Annotated in this window: 13 protein-coding genes and 2 pseudogenes; 11 read left to right on the forward strand and 4 right to left on the reverse strand. The window is 44.5% G+C overall.

What is annotated here, in order from left to right; genetic code table 11:
- Both H6F63_RS10030 and H6F63_RS10035 read left to right on the forward strand, forming a co-directional pair.
- A pseudogene (locus H6F63_RS10030) lies at window positions 1–127 on the forward strand (ISKra4 family transposase); the annotation flags it as partial.
- 43 nt (window positions 128–170) lie between these two features.
- Window positions 171–404, forward strand: a pseudogene (locus H6F63_RS10035) (transposase); the annotation flags it as partial.
- A gap of 255 nt (window positions 405–659) precedes the next feature.
- Here the strand turns inward: H6F63_RS10035 and H6F63_RS10040 are convergent.
- Window positions 660–2,372, reverse strand: a complete 1,713-nt coding sequence (locus H6F63_RS10040) for an energy transducer TonB (protein WP_190636981.1) — start codon at window positions 2,370–2,372, stop codon at window positions 660–662.
- Between the two features lie 309 nt (window positions 2,373–2,681).
- Between H6F63_RS10040 and H6F63_RS10045 the strand changes: the two genes are divergently transcribed.
- From H6F63_RS10045 to H6F63_RS10060, 4 genes are all read left to right on the forward strand, one after another.
- Window positions 2,682–3,332, forward strand: coding sequence for a MotA/TolQ/ExbB proton channel family protein (locus H6F63_RS10045; protein ID WP_190636982.1), 651 nt, complete (start codon window positions 2,682–2,684; stop codon window positions 3,330–3,332).
- Window positions 3,316–3,717: a biopolymer transporter ExbD gene (locus H6F63_RS10050; protein WP_190636984.1), complete on the forward strand. Its 402-nt coding sequence runs from the start codon at window positions 3,316–3,318 to the stop codon at window positions 3,715–3,717. Before H6F63_RS10045 ends, H6F63_RS10050 begins: the two co-directional genes overlap by 17 nt.
- Before the next feature lie 116 nt (window positions 3,718–3,833).
- On the forward strand, window positions 3,834–4,769 hold the full coding sequence (locus H6F63_RS10055) for an SPFH domain-containing protein (protein ID WP_190636986.1): 936 nt from the start codon (window positions 3,834–3,836) through the stop codon (window positions 4,767–4,769).
- 3 nt (window positions 4,770–4,772) lie between these two features.
- Window positions 4,773–4,976, forward strand: coding sequence for a hypothetical protein (locus H6F63_RS10060; protein ID WP_190636988.1), 204 nt, complete (start codon window positions 4,773–4,775; stop codon window positions 4,974–4,976).
- A gap of 127 nt (window positions 4,977–5,103) precedes the next feature.
- Here the strand turns inward: H6F63_RS10060 and H6F63_RS10065 are convergent, their stop codons facing one another.
- A complete protein-coding gene (locus H6F63_RS10065; RefSeq protein WP_190636990.1) occupies window positions 5,104–5,955 on the reverse strand; it encodes a hypothetical protein in 852 nt (283 codons plus the stop codon).
- Window positions 5,956–6,132: 177 nt separating this feature from the next.
- On the reverse strand, window positions 6,133–6,756 hold the full coding sequence (locus H6F63_RS10070; RefSeq protein ID WP_190636992.1) for a class I SAM-dependent methyltransferase: 624 nt from the start codon (window positions 6,754–6,756) through the stop codon (window positions 6,133–6,135).
- A 111-nt stretch (window positions 6,757–6,867) separates the two neighbouring features.
- Here H6F63_RS10070 and hemH point away from each other — a divergent pair, with 111 nt between their 5' ends.
- Window positions 6,868–8,031: a ferrochelatase gene (gene hemH, locus H6F63_RS10075; protein WP_190420153.1), complete on the forward strand. Its 1,164-nt coding sequence runs from the start codon at window positions 6,868–6,870 to the stop codon at window positions 8,029–8,031.
- 59 nt (window positions 8,032–8,090) lie between these two features.
- On the opposite strand, the gene H6F63_RS10080 is transcribed toward hemH, so the two are convergent.
- A complete protein-coding gene (locus tag H6F63_RS10080) occupies window positions 8,091–8,669 on the reverse strand; it encodes a DUF4126 domain-containing protein (RefSeq protein WP_190636994.1) in 579 nt (192 codons plus the stop codon).
- 534 nt (window positions 8,670–9,203) lie between these two features.
- Between H6F63_RS10080 and H6F63_RS10085 the strand changes: the two genes are divergently transcribed.
- The 4 genes from H6F63_RS10085 (at window position 9,204) to H6F63_RS10100 (ending at window position 14,153) form a co-directional block, all read left to right on the forward strand.
- On the forward strand, window positions 9,204–10,502 hold the full coding sequence (locus tag H6F63_RS10085; RefSeq protein WP_190636996.1) for a Glu/Leu/Phe/Val dehydrogenase: 1,299 nt from the start codon (window positions 9,204–9,206) through the stop codon (window positions 10,500–10,502).
- Between the two features lie 247 nt (window positions 10,503–10,749).
- Window positions 10,750–11,772, forward strand: coding sequence for an IS4 family transposase (locus tag H6F63_RS10090; protein ID WP_190636998.1), 1,023 nt, complete (start codon window positions 10,750–10,752; stop codon window positions 11,770–11,772).
- Between the two features lie 472 nt (window positions 11,773–12,244).
- A complete protein-coding gene (locus tag H6F63_RS10095; RefSeq protein ID WP_190637000.1) occupies window positions 12,245–13,225 on the forward strand; it encodes an ATP-binding cassette domain-containing protein in 981 nt (326 codons plus the stop codon).
- A 139-nt stretch (window positions 13,226–13,364) separates the two neighbouring features.
- On the forward strand, window positions 13,365–14,153 hold the full coding sequence (locus tag H6F63_RS10100; protein WP_190637056.1) for an ABC-2 family transporter protein: 789 nt from the start codon (window positions 13,365–13,367) through the stop codon (window positions 14,151–14,153).
- Window positions 14,154–14,196 lie beyond the last annotated feature (43 nt).

Below are 14,196 nucleotides of genomic sequence, written 5' to 3' on the forward strand. Positions count from 1 at the left end.
TGTAGAGTCGGCAGTAAAACAAATTGATAGAAGGTTGAAAATTTCAGGAGCGCAGTGGTTGATGAAAAATGTTAATCAAATGCTTAAGCTTCGGTGCGCCTACCTTAACGGATCAATATCCGTTTGATGCTCAAAAGCGCAAAACCGGGATGCTCCCTGAGTATATCAAGAAGATTGAAGCAGAGATGCCGAATCTTCATTTAGAATTTCTTCCGGAATATAGCCCGGATTATAACTTAATTGAATTGGTATGGCATTCTACAAAAGAATATGTGGCTAATCGACTATTCAAATCAGTTGAGGAGCTAGAGTATTTATTACATCGGCTTTTAAATGAAGGAGAGCTGGTTATTAAGTGGGGACGAAAGCTCAAAAACAAAGGTAATGCTTTTATCACAATTTAAATGCACAACAGCTTAGACATCTTGTAACGCCAAAACAATTGGGAGTCTTTTGTCGTAAAGTAACCCTGCTAAAGATAGCGGCATAAACTTAAAGGAAAATGTATTTCAATAGATAGAGATTTTTTCTGGAAACTGTACTGTCTTGCCTTGTCAAACGCAAAAATCTTATCCAGACTTCCTCGGAAATTGAGAAGCCTGAATGAAGTTGATAATTTTGCGCTCTTAAGGAAGCAATGCCAGCCTGGAAGGTGGCAACTATTCGGGAGGTGCAGGCGGGGGTGTAGGTTCTTCTATAGGTGGCAACGGTGTAGGTTCTTCTACTGGTGGCAACGGTGTAGGTTCGATTGTAGGCAAGGGCGTAGGTGTTTGCCGCTGTTCCCGTTCTCTTTGTTCCCTAGCTTGACGTTCTCGTTCTTGCTGTTGGGCTTCCCTAGCTTGGCGTTCGCGTTCTTGCTGTTCAGCAAGTTCCCTCAGTTGCTGTTCGCGATCGCGAGCTTGACGTTCGCGTTCTTGCTGTTGGCGTCGTTCGCGGGCTTGACGCTCCAAATCGGAGCCTTGCTTAGCAAAGGTAAATGTTTGGGAGATGCCATTCCATCCAGCTTCTGATGACGCTAATTTCCAATTGTCTACTGCTTGTTTAACAGCTTGATCGATAATATCGTGACCGCTAGAGCTGTCAACCCTGACATTGCTCACATTTCCGTCACGGTCGGCATCAAATACAACCTTTACCGTGCCTTCCAAACTTCTCGCCCTGCGGGGAAGGTTGGGATTGGGACATTTGCGACAATTGACACGGTTCCATCCTGAACCAGACTGAGGATTTGGTTTTGGTATGGGTGGACTTGGAGCAGTCGCTACTTGCGAACCTGTGCCTGAACCAGAGCCACTTCCTGAACCAGAGCCACTTCCTGTACCAGAACCACGCCCTGTACCAGAACCGCTTCCCGAACCAGAACCACGCCCTGTACCAGAACCGCTTCCCGAACCAGAACCGCTTCCTGGTTGCTTGCCAGTACCAGAGCCATTACCTGAAGGAGCTTTACTACCTGCTGCGTTTCCCGAACCGCCCGTAGGTGAGCGATCGCTTCCTCTACTGCTATTACTCGCTCCTCCAGCGTCATTTTTGGCAATTTCTTGATTATTGCTGGAGTTTCTTGGTCTTTGGAAAAAATCTCTAACTCTATCCGAAACCGATCCTCCACTAGAAGGTGGTGGTGTTGGCACTTGCCTTGGTGGGGTCGTAGATGATGGCGTACTAGCTGGCAAAGGTGGCTGCTGTGCAATCCTCGGCGGCGGCGTAGTAGCTGGTTTTGGCGGTATACCCCCAACTGGTGTTGGAGTTGGCGTTGGCGTTGGTGTTGGGGTTGGTGCTGGGGTTGCCACTGGTTCCGTCGCTAGACGAGGAACGGTAGGAACCGGAGGCAGAGTTTTGCTGACTTCCGGTGTCTCGACTGGCTCTGGCGGCATCGGGACAGGTGTCGGGATCGGTTCCGGTGTTGCTACTGGTGACGGCGGTACACTAGCCACAGGTGTCGGGATCGGTTCCGGTGTTGCTACTGGTGACGGCGGTACACTAGCCACAGGTGTCGGGATCGGTTCCGGCGTTGCTACTGGTTGAACCGACTTACGGAATGTTTTAGAACTAACCGATGGCGGCGATAGCGCGATCACTTCTGACGCAGAACTGCCACCACCGCCACTACCACCGCCGCCACCACCTCCAGCTTCTGACACGCTTTTGGCTGGAGCCGGCTCTTTTGGTTTTTCTAGCTCGACGCTAGACGGTTCAACAACTATCACTTCAATCGATTCATCTGCCAGTCCAGGCGGTTCCACCGCAAAACTGCCGAAAATCAGCACCGCAATATGCAGCGCCAGCGAACCAATCAGGCTGTAAGTGAGAAAAGACCGCCTAGTTTCGTCTTCTCTTTCTCGTTGCTCCACAGCGATGCTGGACAACCCCATACGTTTTATTGCGAACAATTAGCACTTGATTGAGTAAAGTAAGATGCCAAGTAGCAAATGTCAAGTGAAAAGTCCAAAGATAGGATTTTGCCCGCTTCACTTAACAAGCCTCATAAGTTAGGCTCCGTGGGGCTTTCCGCCCATTTAATATTGGTTAATAAAACTTTTTTTGCTAAGTATAGGCTAAGATTGCTTGACATTAATTGTCATTAGCCTTATTTTTTTTTGAGAACTTATATCAGTTTTGCCAGTCAAGGACGCTGATAGACTTTCGCTGCTTCCTTTATTGCCTTAGAGACAGTAAAAGTAATGGAAATTAATAAAATTTTTGCGGCGGGCGGCGTGGTAATGTGGCCGTTGCTGGCGTTTTCTGTGGCTGCGATCGCGTTAGTTGCAGAACGTACTGCCTTCTGGTTTCGCATCAATCAACGGCAACGCCGTGTGGTGCGCGATGTCCTATCTCTGTATCAGCACGACACAGCAGCAGCTTTGCAAAAGCTCAAAGCCAATGCGGATCTACCCATTGCGCGAATCTTTTTAGCAGCAATGGAACTGGAGGAACCCACCCCAGAAGAATTTAGATTAGCCCTAGAAAGTGAATCTCAGGCAGAAATACCTGTACTCAAGCGGTTCAATACCGTCTTTGACACAATTATCAGCCTTTCCCCCCTGCTGGGTTTGCTGGGAACAGTTTTAGGCTTGATTAATTCCTTTGCCTCACTACGCTTGGGTGATGTCGGGGGTACTCAAACTACTAACGTTACAGCTGGTATCAGTGAAGCGTTGGTTTCCACCGCCGCCGGATTAGTTGTTGCTATTTTTACACTTTTGTTTGCCAATGCCTTTCGGGGATTCTATCTGCGACAGATAGCATTAATTCAAGAGTACGGTGGTCAGCTAGAACTGCTCTACCGTCGTCGATATGAAAAAGGAATATCTCAGTATGCGCCTACCCGATGAACCAGATATCCCAGCTCAGATCAACATCGTACCGATGATCGATGTGATCTTTGCAATCTTGACTTTTTTCATCATGTCAACCCTGTTTCTCACCCGTTCTCAAGGGTTGCCTGTGAACTTACCCCAAGCAACAACCGCTAAAGCTCAACCTTCAACTCAAATTACCGTAACGATTAGCCCCCAAGGACAAATTGCACTCAACCGCAACTTAATTCCCGTCGAGGCGTTGCAGGGTGAGGTGCGACAACTAATTCCACAAAATCAAGAAGCGCTAGTAATTGTGAATGCTGATGCAGCAGTCGATCACGGTCAAGTCGTCGCCGTCATGGATCAGTTGCGTCAAATTCCCGGTGCCAAGTTAGCGATCGCTACCCAAAGACCATAAACCACAAACCGCAACCATAGGGTGTGTTAGCGATCGCCTAACGCACCTATCCTGGCGTTTTGATATTTGCGTGATATCATCGCAATATCAACCGAAGCAAAATCCTAGGAGTAAATATGGAGCGGATCAGAGAAGTTCCGGCGTTTAAAGTCAACGGCTTCGCGGTTCTTATCGTCCTTCTAGCCTTAGCCATATTTGGCGTATGGGAAGCGTGGCATAGCATACAGGGATTAGCAGAAATATTAGGCAGAAGCCTTAGAGTAGGAGATTTTTTCGGAGACGATATAACCGCAGAAGTCGGCGCAACTTTAGGAGCAACACTAATAGCAGTAGTAATTCCCTCCGTGTCTGGCTTCTTTACAGTTGAGCCAAACCAAGCAGTAGTGCTAGTCTTTTTAGGGCGTTACGTCGGTACTGTTCGAGAAGCGGGGTTTTGGTGGAGTAACCCCTTTGCCAGTAAACGGAAGATTTCTTTACGAGTTCGCAACTTTAACAGCAAGCAACTCAAAGTCAATGATGCCCAAGGCAGTCCAATTGAGATTGGTGCTGTAGTAGTTTGGCAAGTAGTAGACTCAGCCAAGTCTCAATTTGATGTTGATGACTACGAAGAATTTATCGCTATCCAAAGCGAGACAGCCATTCGAGCCTTAGCAATTCGCTACCCTTATGACGCGCCTGATGAATCGTCTATTCCTTCCCTGCGAGGAATTCCTGACGAAATCGCCAACGCACTCCAGAAAGAATTGCAAAGTCGATTAGAAGTTGCTGGAATCGAAGTGTTAGAAGCCAGACTCTCCCACCTAGCCTATGCTCCCGAAATTGCCCAAGTAATGCTGCGTCGCCAACAAGCCAAAGCGATTATTGATGCGCGACGACAAATTGTTGAAAGTGCAGTGGGAATGGTTGATGAAGCGTTAAAGCGGCTAAGCCAACAGCAAATTGTTGAATTGGACGAAGAACGCAAAGCCGCTATGATAAACAATCTGTTGGTAATTTTAACCTCAGATCAGAACGCCCAGCCTGTAATTAACACTGGCAGCCTTTACACCTAACACATGACCCAGAAAAAGCGGTTTTTGCTGCGTTTAGACAACAAACTTTACGAAATCCTTGAGAAATGGTCTGCTGACGAGTTGAGGAGCGTGAATGGCCAAATTGAATATCTTTTGACAGAAGCAGCGCGTAAGCAGGGAAGATGGAAAGAAGATAAGCAGCAAAAAGTTGTCGATGAACAGAAAACTGAGACGGAGGATACTTGAGTTTTGAGACTTGAGTTTTGAGATTTGACTTAATAGGTTATACCCAATTGAAATAACTTTTATTTTGAGCAACACCAAGTAACTCAACACTCCGGAGACGCTTCGCCTGTGGCTCTGCAAAACTCTTTTATTGACCTCCACTTCCAGCAACAGGAGAGCAACCAGTAAGCGTTCCCGCAGGGATAACTTCTTTATTTCTAGCCATATTTTGTAATCGTCCCCGATACGTTACCAATTGCTCCCGCACTCCTCCTGACTTAGGTGCCATATTTATCATTTGGTTAACTGTTGTCACGGCTTGCGACCAATTTTGATTGCAAACTGCTTGTTTCAGCTTGGCGTTAAGCTGTTCTTGGACAACCTTGGGCGAAACTGTAGGTTTCTTAACTTTGCGGCTCTTTGGCGATGCTGCTGGTTTATTAATCACTTGGAATGAATTTAAAAAACCATTAATACTTTTAGATAAACTTTCTTCTTTTTTTGTTACCGCTAATGTCTGATAAAGCCGTTGCTTGACCAAATACATCCGACTTTTAGCAGTAGCACCTCCGAATATCTGAACTTTTATTTCTCTTCCCGGATAAGTACCCAACTTAATATTTCGTTGACTTACCACACTACCTTGAACGCTCTGTGCAAAACCCTGAATGGTTCCGTTAAATAAATCATTGACATCCTTAGGAGTTTTTATAATTTTACTAGGTACATCAGAGTAAGTAACCCCATACACTGCTTCGTTCGGTCGGATAGATCGAAACCCATACACAGTAATTTTTCCCGCTTCAGTGTTTACAATCCGCTTCAATTGGCTTGTTTGACCAGGCATCAATACTTTAAAGTTACCTTTACTTGAAGAAAACTGTTTCCATATCGACTGAGCTGCTTGAGTCGGTTGACTTTGTTGAAAGGCATCAATTGCTAAATATCCACCTACTAACACAGTTGTTAGGAAGAATGGTAAAATGATTTTATTGTTCATAAATATTTACTCGTTTCCTAGTGGTAGATCATAACTTTAAGCTAAAGCCTACCACAAGAGTATTTTCCCGTAATTAACTAAGTTTCACAAAAAACTTTTACCTGGGATTGGCAATTTGTAGTTGGGAGGCAAAGGATAAAACGTCAAGTCCTCTTTTTTCCCTCCTCCCCAATCCCTTCATTTTTGAGCCTGAATCACCTGGAGACTTCCACCAGCATACAATTCTGGTTTGCACGCCTGAAAACCGACCGCCTCTAGCAACCCAGGTAAATCAGTTTGTAGCAACTGCCAAGATGTATGTGTTTCAAACAACCATAGAAATATAGACACACCAGGCAAAAATAGGGGATTCGTGGGACGATGAAAATCAACTAAGGCGAAGATACCGCCCGGTTTCAGCACTCGGTACACTTCTCGGAAAATTTTCCTTAGTTGTTCGGGTTCCATTTCGTGCATTGCCACACTGGTATGTACTATGTCAAACTGATGATCTGGAAACGGCATTTCTTCAGCCAAAGCTTCTACATATTTCGCTAGGGGGACGTTGTTCTGCGCTCTAGCGAGAGAAACTGGTGAGATATCCAAACCTGTGACATCCTGGGAATATTGCACTAAAAATTGAGTTGCCTGACCGCTGCCACAACAGAGGTCTAGAACTTTGGTTTCTGAGTCAATGGTTAAACCTTTCAAAGGCAGTTGGCGAAATCTTGCCTCTCCACCTACACTCACAGCAGCAAGACGCGCGATCGCATCATACAACCACTGATACTGATAACTCCACGTTCTTAAAATAGTAGCCATTGCTCCACCTCGAATTAAGATGTGTATCCCTTGTTGCAGACCTAAACCGTTGAAAGCATATTATTGTTAAAATCAGTAACGAAAATGAAAGATTGGGAAACAGAAACCGCTATGGGTCGTGTAGGAGTTTTGCTGCTAAATCTGGGTGGGCCGGATGAATTAGACGATGTTGGGCCGTTTTTGTTTAATTTATTTTCTGACCCAGAAATTATTCGCATACCCTTTCGCGGTTTACAAAAACCCTTGGCGTGGCTGATTTCCACGCTGCGAACAAAAAAATCTCAAGAGAACTATCGGCAAATTGGCGGCGGCTCGCCTCTACGACGAATTACAGAAGCGCAGGGTCAAGCACTACAAGAACAATTAAACTCAAAAGGAGAAGACGCTAGGATTTACATAGGGATGCGTTATTGGCATCCTTTTACAGAAGAAGCGATCGCTCGCCTCAAACGCGATGCCATAGATCGTCTGGTAATTCTACCCCTGTATCCCCAATTCTCTATCAGCACCAGCGGTTCCAGCTTCCGCCTTTTGGAAAGACTCTGGCAAGAAGATCCAGCACTCAACAAAATTGAATACACTGTTATTCCATCTTGGTATCAACAACCAGGATACCTCCAGGCAATGGCTCAGCTGATTGCCCAAGAACTCGACTCTTTACCGAATCCCGACCAAGTTCATATCTTCTTTAGCGCCCACGGTGTCCCCGTAAGCTACGTTGAAGAAGCTGGCGATCCTTATCAAAAAGAAATCGAGGATTGCACAGCCCTGATTATGCAGACTCTCAATCGACCAAATCCTCACACCTTAGCTTATCAGAGTCGTGTAGGCCCGGTGGAATGGCTCAAGCCCTACACCGAAGATGCTATCAAAGAATTGGGAGCCTCAGGAATCGAAAATTTGCTCGTAGTGCCAGTTAGCTTTGTCTCTGAGCATATCGAAACTTTAGAAGAAATTGACATCGAATATCGAGAAATAGCAGAAGAAGCTGGTATCCACAACTTTAACCGCGTACCAGCTTTAAATACGCATCCAGTATTCATTGAAGCCTTGGCGGATCTAGTCGTTGATGCCCTGAATGCCCCCAGTTTAAAGCTGTCTCAGGTTACACAACTCAAGAAAAAAGTCAAAATGTACCCACAAGAAAGTTGGGAGTGGGGCATGACCACAACCGCAGAAGTCTGGAATGGGCGGCTGGCAATGCTTGGCTTTCTTGCCTTGATATTAGAGTTAATTAGCGGTCACGGCCCTCTGCACTTTGTGGGACTGCTGTAGAGGAATTTGAGAGTAAGGAGTGAGCAGTTATTAATTCAAAACTGTTTACTCCTTACTTTTTAGTCTGGTTCCTGATAGCCCTTTCTAGAAGGTTTTCGTCCTCGATACCAGCGATACCAGTCCTTAGAACTGCGAAGGGCTAGCCATAACAAAATTAAAGCAATTAATCCTCCCTGCTCAGGCGCGTCAAAGGCGAAGATGACTAGGAAAATGCACAAAGCATCTTCGATAAAGACAGCCCACAAGGGTAAACCACGCAAACGATAGAACCAACCAACCTGAACTAGCTGGAGTACGAAAGCTAATAAGCCACCGACCACAGCAACTATCCAGAGTAACCATGTTGAAGTGCCAGTAATTTGAGCAACGGCGATGCCCAGAATTGCTCCGACAATTGGGCTAAAGACTAGCTGCATAACTTGCAATACGCGCTGTCCCAGAAGCTTTTTAGAGGCAAAAAGCTCAAATAACGACCAGCTGGTAAGCACTCCGATTACCACCGGGGGAGGAAAGCGTGACAAAATTGGTACGCTAGCCCAGAGACTGGTGTTCGGCAATATGCCAATGACTAGCAGGGGCAGAGCTATTCTCATCCCTGCCGCCGACGAAGCAGAGAGCGCGGCGAGGATTTCAACCATAAGACACTTCAGCCGAGGAAGGGAAACTTATTGCTTGACTTTAGGACTCGCTTTTAGGGAGTCTCTATGCTTCTAGTGTCACACTCCTGCATTAAGAACAGCCACTAATCTCCAAGATATTGTATGGATTGCGATCGCATAAGGGGGCTTTCTCCCCCATTCCGATTTTTGTAGCTTTTTGTTAATTTGTTACTTATGCTACAGCGAATCTCGTGTTTTAATGAGTGATAGGAGATGTAAAATCCCAAGATAAGGAATTGATTGCGATACGTGTGAAGCATAGCAAAGCGGCTGCTAACGCAGCATCGCTTAATAAGTAGGTCGTCAAAATATTCCCAAAATATCCCCAAACCTGAGAAACCCGCGTACTGGCCAAAAGAAGAAACGGGTTGGGAGAATTTTTGTATGTTTTTCACCTATTTATTAACGACCATAGCCAAAGCAATTCATTTCTACTTCCGTGAATCTACTTAGGAAGGAAGTTAAATTTGCATCTGCATACCAACCCAATCGTACAAGAGGAGAAATAGTGGGATGTCAGATTCATTATTTGCTGATGCTAGTCAAAGATTGGAACAAGCCTTGAAATATGTTTCTCTTTCCGACGATGCAACGGAACACCTAAAATATCCTAAAGCAAGTTTAGCCGTTTCAATTCCCGTCCGGATGGACAATGGCACTTTGAGAATTTTTCAAGGTTATCGGGTTCGGTACGACGATACTAGAGGGCCAACCAAAGGAGGCGTGCGTTATCATCCCAATGTATCAATGGATGAAGTGCAATCATTAGCGTTTTGGATGACCTTTAAATGTGCAGTGCTGAATCTACCTTTTGGCGGTGCGAAAGGGGGAATAACGCTAAATCCCAAAGAACTCTCGAAAATGGAATTAGAAAGGTTAAGTCGAGGTTATGTGGATGCGATCGCAGATTTTATTGGCCCTGACATAGACATTCCCGCACCCGACGTTTACACCAACCCAATGATTATGGGTTGGATGATGGATCAATACAATATCATCCGCCGTCAAATTACCCCCGCCGTTGTCACCGGAAAACCCCTATCAATGGGCGGTAGTTTGGGTAGAGATGCCGCCACAGCCACAGGTGCTTTCTTTGTAATAGAAAGCATTATGAGCAAACTTAATCGCCCACCCCAAGAAACAACAGTAGCCGTTCAAGGATTTGGCAATGCTGGCGCAGAAATAGCCGAATTACTCTCCAAAGCAGGTTATAAAATCGTTGCAGTGAGTGATTCTCAAGGTGGCATCTATACCAAACAAGGATTAGATATTCCCAGCATCAGACAATACAAAAGATCCAGCCAAGGAATCAAAGCCATCTACTGCAAAGGCACAGTTTGCAACATCCACGAACACGAAGTAATCACCAATGAGGAACTTTTGGCGTTAGATGTTGACATTCTGATTCCCGCAGCTTTGGAAAATCAAATTACTGAAGCCAACGTGCAGGACATCAAAGCCAAATATATCTTTGAACTTGCTAACGGCCCAATTAACTCAGTAGCTGATAAAATTCTCGAACAACGGGGAATCCATGTGTTTCCTGATATTTTAGTCAATGCAGGCGGGGTCACGGTCAGCTACTTTGAATGGGTGCAAAATCGCAGCGGACTCTATTGGACACTAGAGGCAGTAAATCAACAATTAAAAGAGAAAATTGTCAAAGAAACTGAGCAAATTTGGGCAATTTCTCAAACATTAGCCATTTCAATGCGAACAGCCGCTTATGTCCATGCCTTAAACAGATTGGGAGAAGCCATCAACGCCAAAGGTACGCGAGACTACTACATTAACGGTCGAGTTTACGGGTAGCAAGTAGTTGAGTTAAACAGAACCTTCAGAAATAGGGCAGGGAATTTCCCTGCCCTATTTCATTGATACAATTCATCTGATAACCACAGCAACTCCCCAAAAGCCAGCCTTACTCTACTTAGAGGATGTTTGAAAAGTGTTTTCTCTAACGTTACAGGCAGAAATGTTGAATGTTAAGAAAGTCTCAACAAAAATACCCCAAGATTTGTTATATGTTGGGGTATAAATCTAAGTATATCTGTTGATAATGATTATAAATTCATTCCCGAAGATTGTCAAAGGTATCCTGAGAGGACTACCAAAAAATGATTATCCAGTGTTGAACAGTCGTCTGTTCTTTGAGTGTTGGCTATCTTCTGCCCTGGATAACAGCTTAACGAGTATGCGGGATTTATTTAAAAGATTAAATAACACAGGGTTTGAAGTAGATATTTCTACATTTTCTAAGGCGAGTTCTCACCGGAACCAGGAACATTTTCAAGAAATTTATCAGAAATTGAATAAATTAGTGCAGAAGAAACCCTATAAAAAAATACATGGTGAATATGCTATTTGTCCAATTGATTCAACAATTATTACTTTAACAAGTAAATTGTTGTGGTTCCTGGGTCATAATCAGGTTAAACTTTTTAGTTCTCTGAATTTATCTACAGGGAGTCTTGAAAATAACTTCATCAATTTTGGGCATAAGCATGATTATAATTTTGGTGCAAAAATGATGTCCAGTTTACCAACAAATGCTGTTGGCATAATGGATAGGGGATTTGCAGGATTAAAATTCATTCAAGATTTAGTACAAGAAAATAAATACTTTGTTTTGCGGATAAAAAACAATTGGAAGCTAGAATTTCACGAGTCAAATGAATTAGTGAAAATTGGTGCAGCTAACGATGCTCAAGCATATAGAGTGATTAGTTTTTGTGCTCTGGAAACCCGAAGTGAATTCCGGTTAGTGACTAATTTACCAGCAGCAGGAGATGCAGCAGTTAGTGATAATGACATTAGGGATATTTATCGACTCCGTTGGGGGGTTGAATTATTATGGAAATTTTTAAAGATGCACTTAAAACTTGATAAATTAATTACTAAAAACCTCAATGGTATTACTATACAAATTTACGTTAGTTTGATAGCTTATCTAATTTTACAGCTTTTATCTATTCCCGAAAAATGGGGTCATACACTATTAGATAAATTCCGCTATTTGCAATGTTGTATGTGTCAAAAAATTAGTTATGTCCATTGGTTTGAGGAGATGATGTTATGTTGACTAATTTATGCTTTTTAGACTTAGTATAACTAACTATGTAAAGTTTTGTATCAGCATTCAACACTTCTGCGTTACAGGTTAAAGATCCCGCTAAATCGGGAGCATCCCGTATTTGCAAATCGCCAGGGAATGATTTCCTTTTTTATTGTGGAATCCTTTTACTAAGCTACTTGAGCCATTGCGGTACGAAAAATCAGGAGAATCGACTTTTAATTTTTATTTAGATGATGAGGCAACAATTATCTCACCTGCTTGTTGGCGAGAAAAGTAACATCAGCAGAACGTAGGGAATCGCCCTTGGAACGAAACTTAATATCCCGTAAACAAGAGCAAGTTTTTGGGTTTCCAAACGGTAATCGCTACCTACAAATTACTGGAACCCTGAATAATAGAAGTCTTGCCATAGTTGGATAGCCACAACTAACTGTCTCTGCAATCATTAAGGTAGACCCATAGAGCCTAAGTAATTGCAATGCCCATAGTCTCGGTTGAAAACCTGAGCAAAGTCTATCCCGTAGCTGTAAAAGAACCTGGACTCAAGGGAACGTTACAGCACTTTGTGCGCCGCACTTACCGCCAAGTTAAAGCTGTGCAAGATGTTTCCTTCCACATTGAAACAGGAGAAGTGGTGGGGTTTTTGGGTGCCAATGGTGCGGGAAAGACTACTACACTGAAAATGCTCACAGGGTTGATTCATCCCTCGGCGGGTGTTGTGAGAGTAGCTGGACACGTTCCCTTTCGCCGTCAAGCGCCTTTTTTACAACAAATAACCTTGGTTATGGGGCAAAAGCAGCAGCTACTTTGGGACTTGCCAGCGATGGACTCATTGAGAATAAATGCTGCTGTTTATGACATCCCCGATAAACAGTTTCGGCGTATCTTGGGAGAACTGACCGAGATGCTTTCGCTAGAAGGGAAGCTGACTCAACCTGTGCGGAAACTTTCCTTGGGGGAACGGATGAAGGCTGAGTTAATGGCAGCACTTTTGCACCAACCCAAGGTACTGTTTTTAGATGAGCCGACGCTGGGATTGGATGTGAATGCACAGGTGGGGGTGCGGGAATTTTTACGCGAGTACAATCAGCGATATCAGGCTACTGTACTTTTAACCAGCCATTACATGGCAGATATTACAGCACTTTGCCAGCGGGTGCTGTTAATTCACCAAGGACAGCTGATTTACGATGGTAGTTTGGATGGACTGCTGGAACGTTTTGCACCCTGTCGCGAGGTTAAGGTGGAATTGGCGCATCCTCTACCTGAATCTGAATTGCCTTATGGCGAAATCAAAGCTTTGAATGGTCAATCTGTGCGTTTCTTGGTGCGTCGGGAGTTGCTGACTCGCACGGTGGCAAAGATGTTGGCAGAATTGGAGGTGCTGGATTTGACGGTGACTGAACCGCCTATCGAAGAAGTTATTGGTCAAGTGTTTCGGGCGGGAGAGGTTGTATAAAATACCCGACGACTGTTGGCGGAGCCTGCGCTCTTTTCGCTTAGTCGTGGCTAAACAAACAAAGCCCGCCTGCGCGGGTTAAGAAATAAGTGCGGCTATACAAATAAATAAAGCCGCGCACTAAGAAATAAGAAATATGATGAGTTCATTTGTCAGAAAATCTCAAGTTTTGCTCTTGACGTACTACGCTCATATGGTGGAGTACCGGGCGGAGTTATTTTTGTGGGCGCTGTCGGGTTCTGTACCTTTTATCTTGATGGGTATCTGGATGGAAGCGGCACAAGGGGGGAGGTTTGGGCTGTCACCTGTGGATTTTGCCCGCTATTTTATTGCGGCTTTTCTTGTTAGGCAATTTACGGTAGTTTGGGTGATTTGGGAGTTTGAAAAGGAGGTGGTGCAGGGGAAGTTGTCGCCGCGACTTTTGCAACCTTTAGATCCGGTGTGGCATCACGTTGCTGCCCATATTTCCGAACGCTTTGCCCGGTTGCCGTTTATTGTGGGGCTGGTGATATTATTTTTCACGCTTTACCCGAAGGCTTTGTGGTTTCCTGGTGTGGGGAGAATTTTGTTGTTTTTTGTGGTGGTAGCGATCGCTTTCACTCTTCGCTTTCTCATACAATACACTTTTGCTCTGTTCGCCTTTTGGACGGAACGCGCTAGCGCGATTGAACAATTCTGGTTTCTGCTGTATCTATTTCTCTCTGGTATTGTTGCACCCCTAGAAGTTTTTCCGCCAGCTGTGCGCGAAGTGGTGCTGTGGACACCGTTCCCGTATTTGATTCATTTCCCGGCGGCATTGTTGGTGGGTTTACCAGTGGATTTAGGGCGGGGTTTGTTGGCAATGTTTGGTTGGAGTTTGCTATTTTTTGTGTGGAATCGTTGGATGTGGAAGCAAGGTTTGAAGCAGTATTCGGGGATGGGGGCGTAGGAAGGCAAAATGCAAAATAAAGATGATTTATCTAATTTGAGAG

It is taken from the genome of Trichocoleus sp. FACHB-40 (assembly GCF_014695915.1).
GTDB lineage: Bacteria > Cyanobacteriota > Cyanobacteriia > Cyanobacteriales > FACHB-T130 > Funiculus > Funiculus sociatus.

Coding starts and splice junctions, on each gene's coding strand:
- H6F63_RS10070 (WP_190636992.1), bottom strand. CDS start 6,756: ATGGCTACTATTTTAAGAACGTGGAGTTATCAGTATCAGTGGTTGTAT.
- hemH (WP_190420153.1), top strand. CDS start 6,868: ATGGGTCGTGTAGGAGTTTTGCTGCTAAATCTGGGTGGGCCGGATGAA.
- H6F63_RS10080 (WP_190636994.1), bottom strand. CDS start 8,669: ATGGTTGAAATCCTCGCCGCGCTCTCTGCTTCGTCGGCGGCAGGGATG.
- H6F63_RS10060 (WP_190636988.1), top strand. CDS start 4,773: ATGACCCAGAAAAAGCGGTTTTTGCTGCGTTTAGACAACAAACTTTAC.
- H6F63_RS10095 (WP_190637000.1), top strand. CDS start 12,245: ATGCCCATAGTCTCGGTTGAAAACCTGAGCAAAGTCTATCCCGTAGCT.
- H6F63_RS10065 (WP_190636990.1), bottom strand. CDS start 5,955: ATGAACAATAAAATCATTTTACCATTCTTCCTAACAACTGTGTTAGTA.
- H6F63_RS10090 (WP_190636998.1), top strand. CDS start 10,750: ATGATTATAAATTCATTCCCGAAGATTGTCAAAGGTATCCTGAGAGGA.
- H6F63_RS10055 (WP_190636986.1), top strand. CDS start 3,834: ATGGAGCGGATCAGAGAAGTTCCGGCGTTTAAAGTCAACGGCTTCGCG.
- H6F63_RS10085 (WP_190636996.1), top strand. CDS start 9,204: ATGTCAGATTCATTATTTGCTGATGCTAGTCAAAGATTGGAACAAGCC.
- H6F63_RS10100 (WP_190637056.1), top strand. CDS start 13,365: ATGAGTTCATTTGTCAGAAAATCTCAAGTTTTGCTCTTGACGTACTAC.
- H6F63_RS10050 (WP_190636984.1), top strand. CDS start 3,316: ATGCGCCTACCCGATGAACCAGATATCCCAGCTCAGATCAACATCGTA.
- H6F63_RS10045 (WP_190636982.1), top strand. CDS start 2,682: ATGGAAATTAATAAAATTTTTGCGGCGGGCGGCGTGGTAATGTGGCCG.
- H6F63_RS10040 (WP_190636981.1), bottom strand. CDS start 2,372: ATGGGGTTGTCCAGCATCGCTGTGGAGCAACGAGAAAGAGAAGACGAA.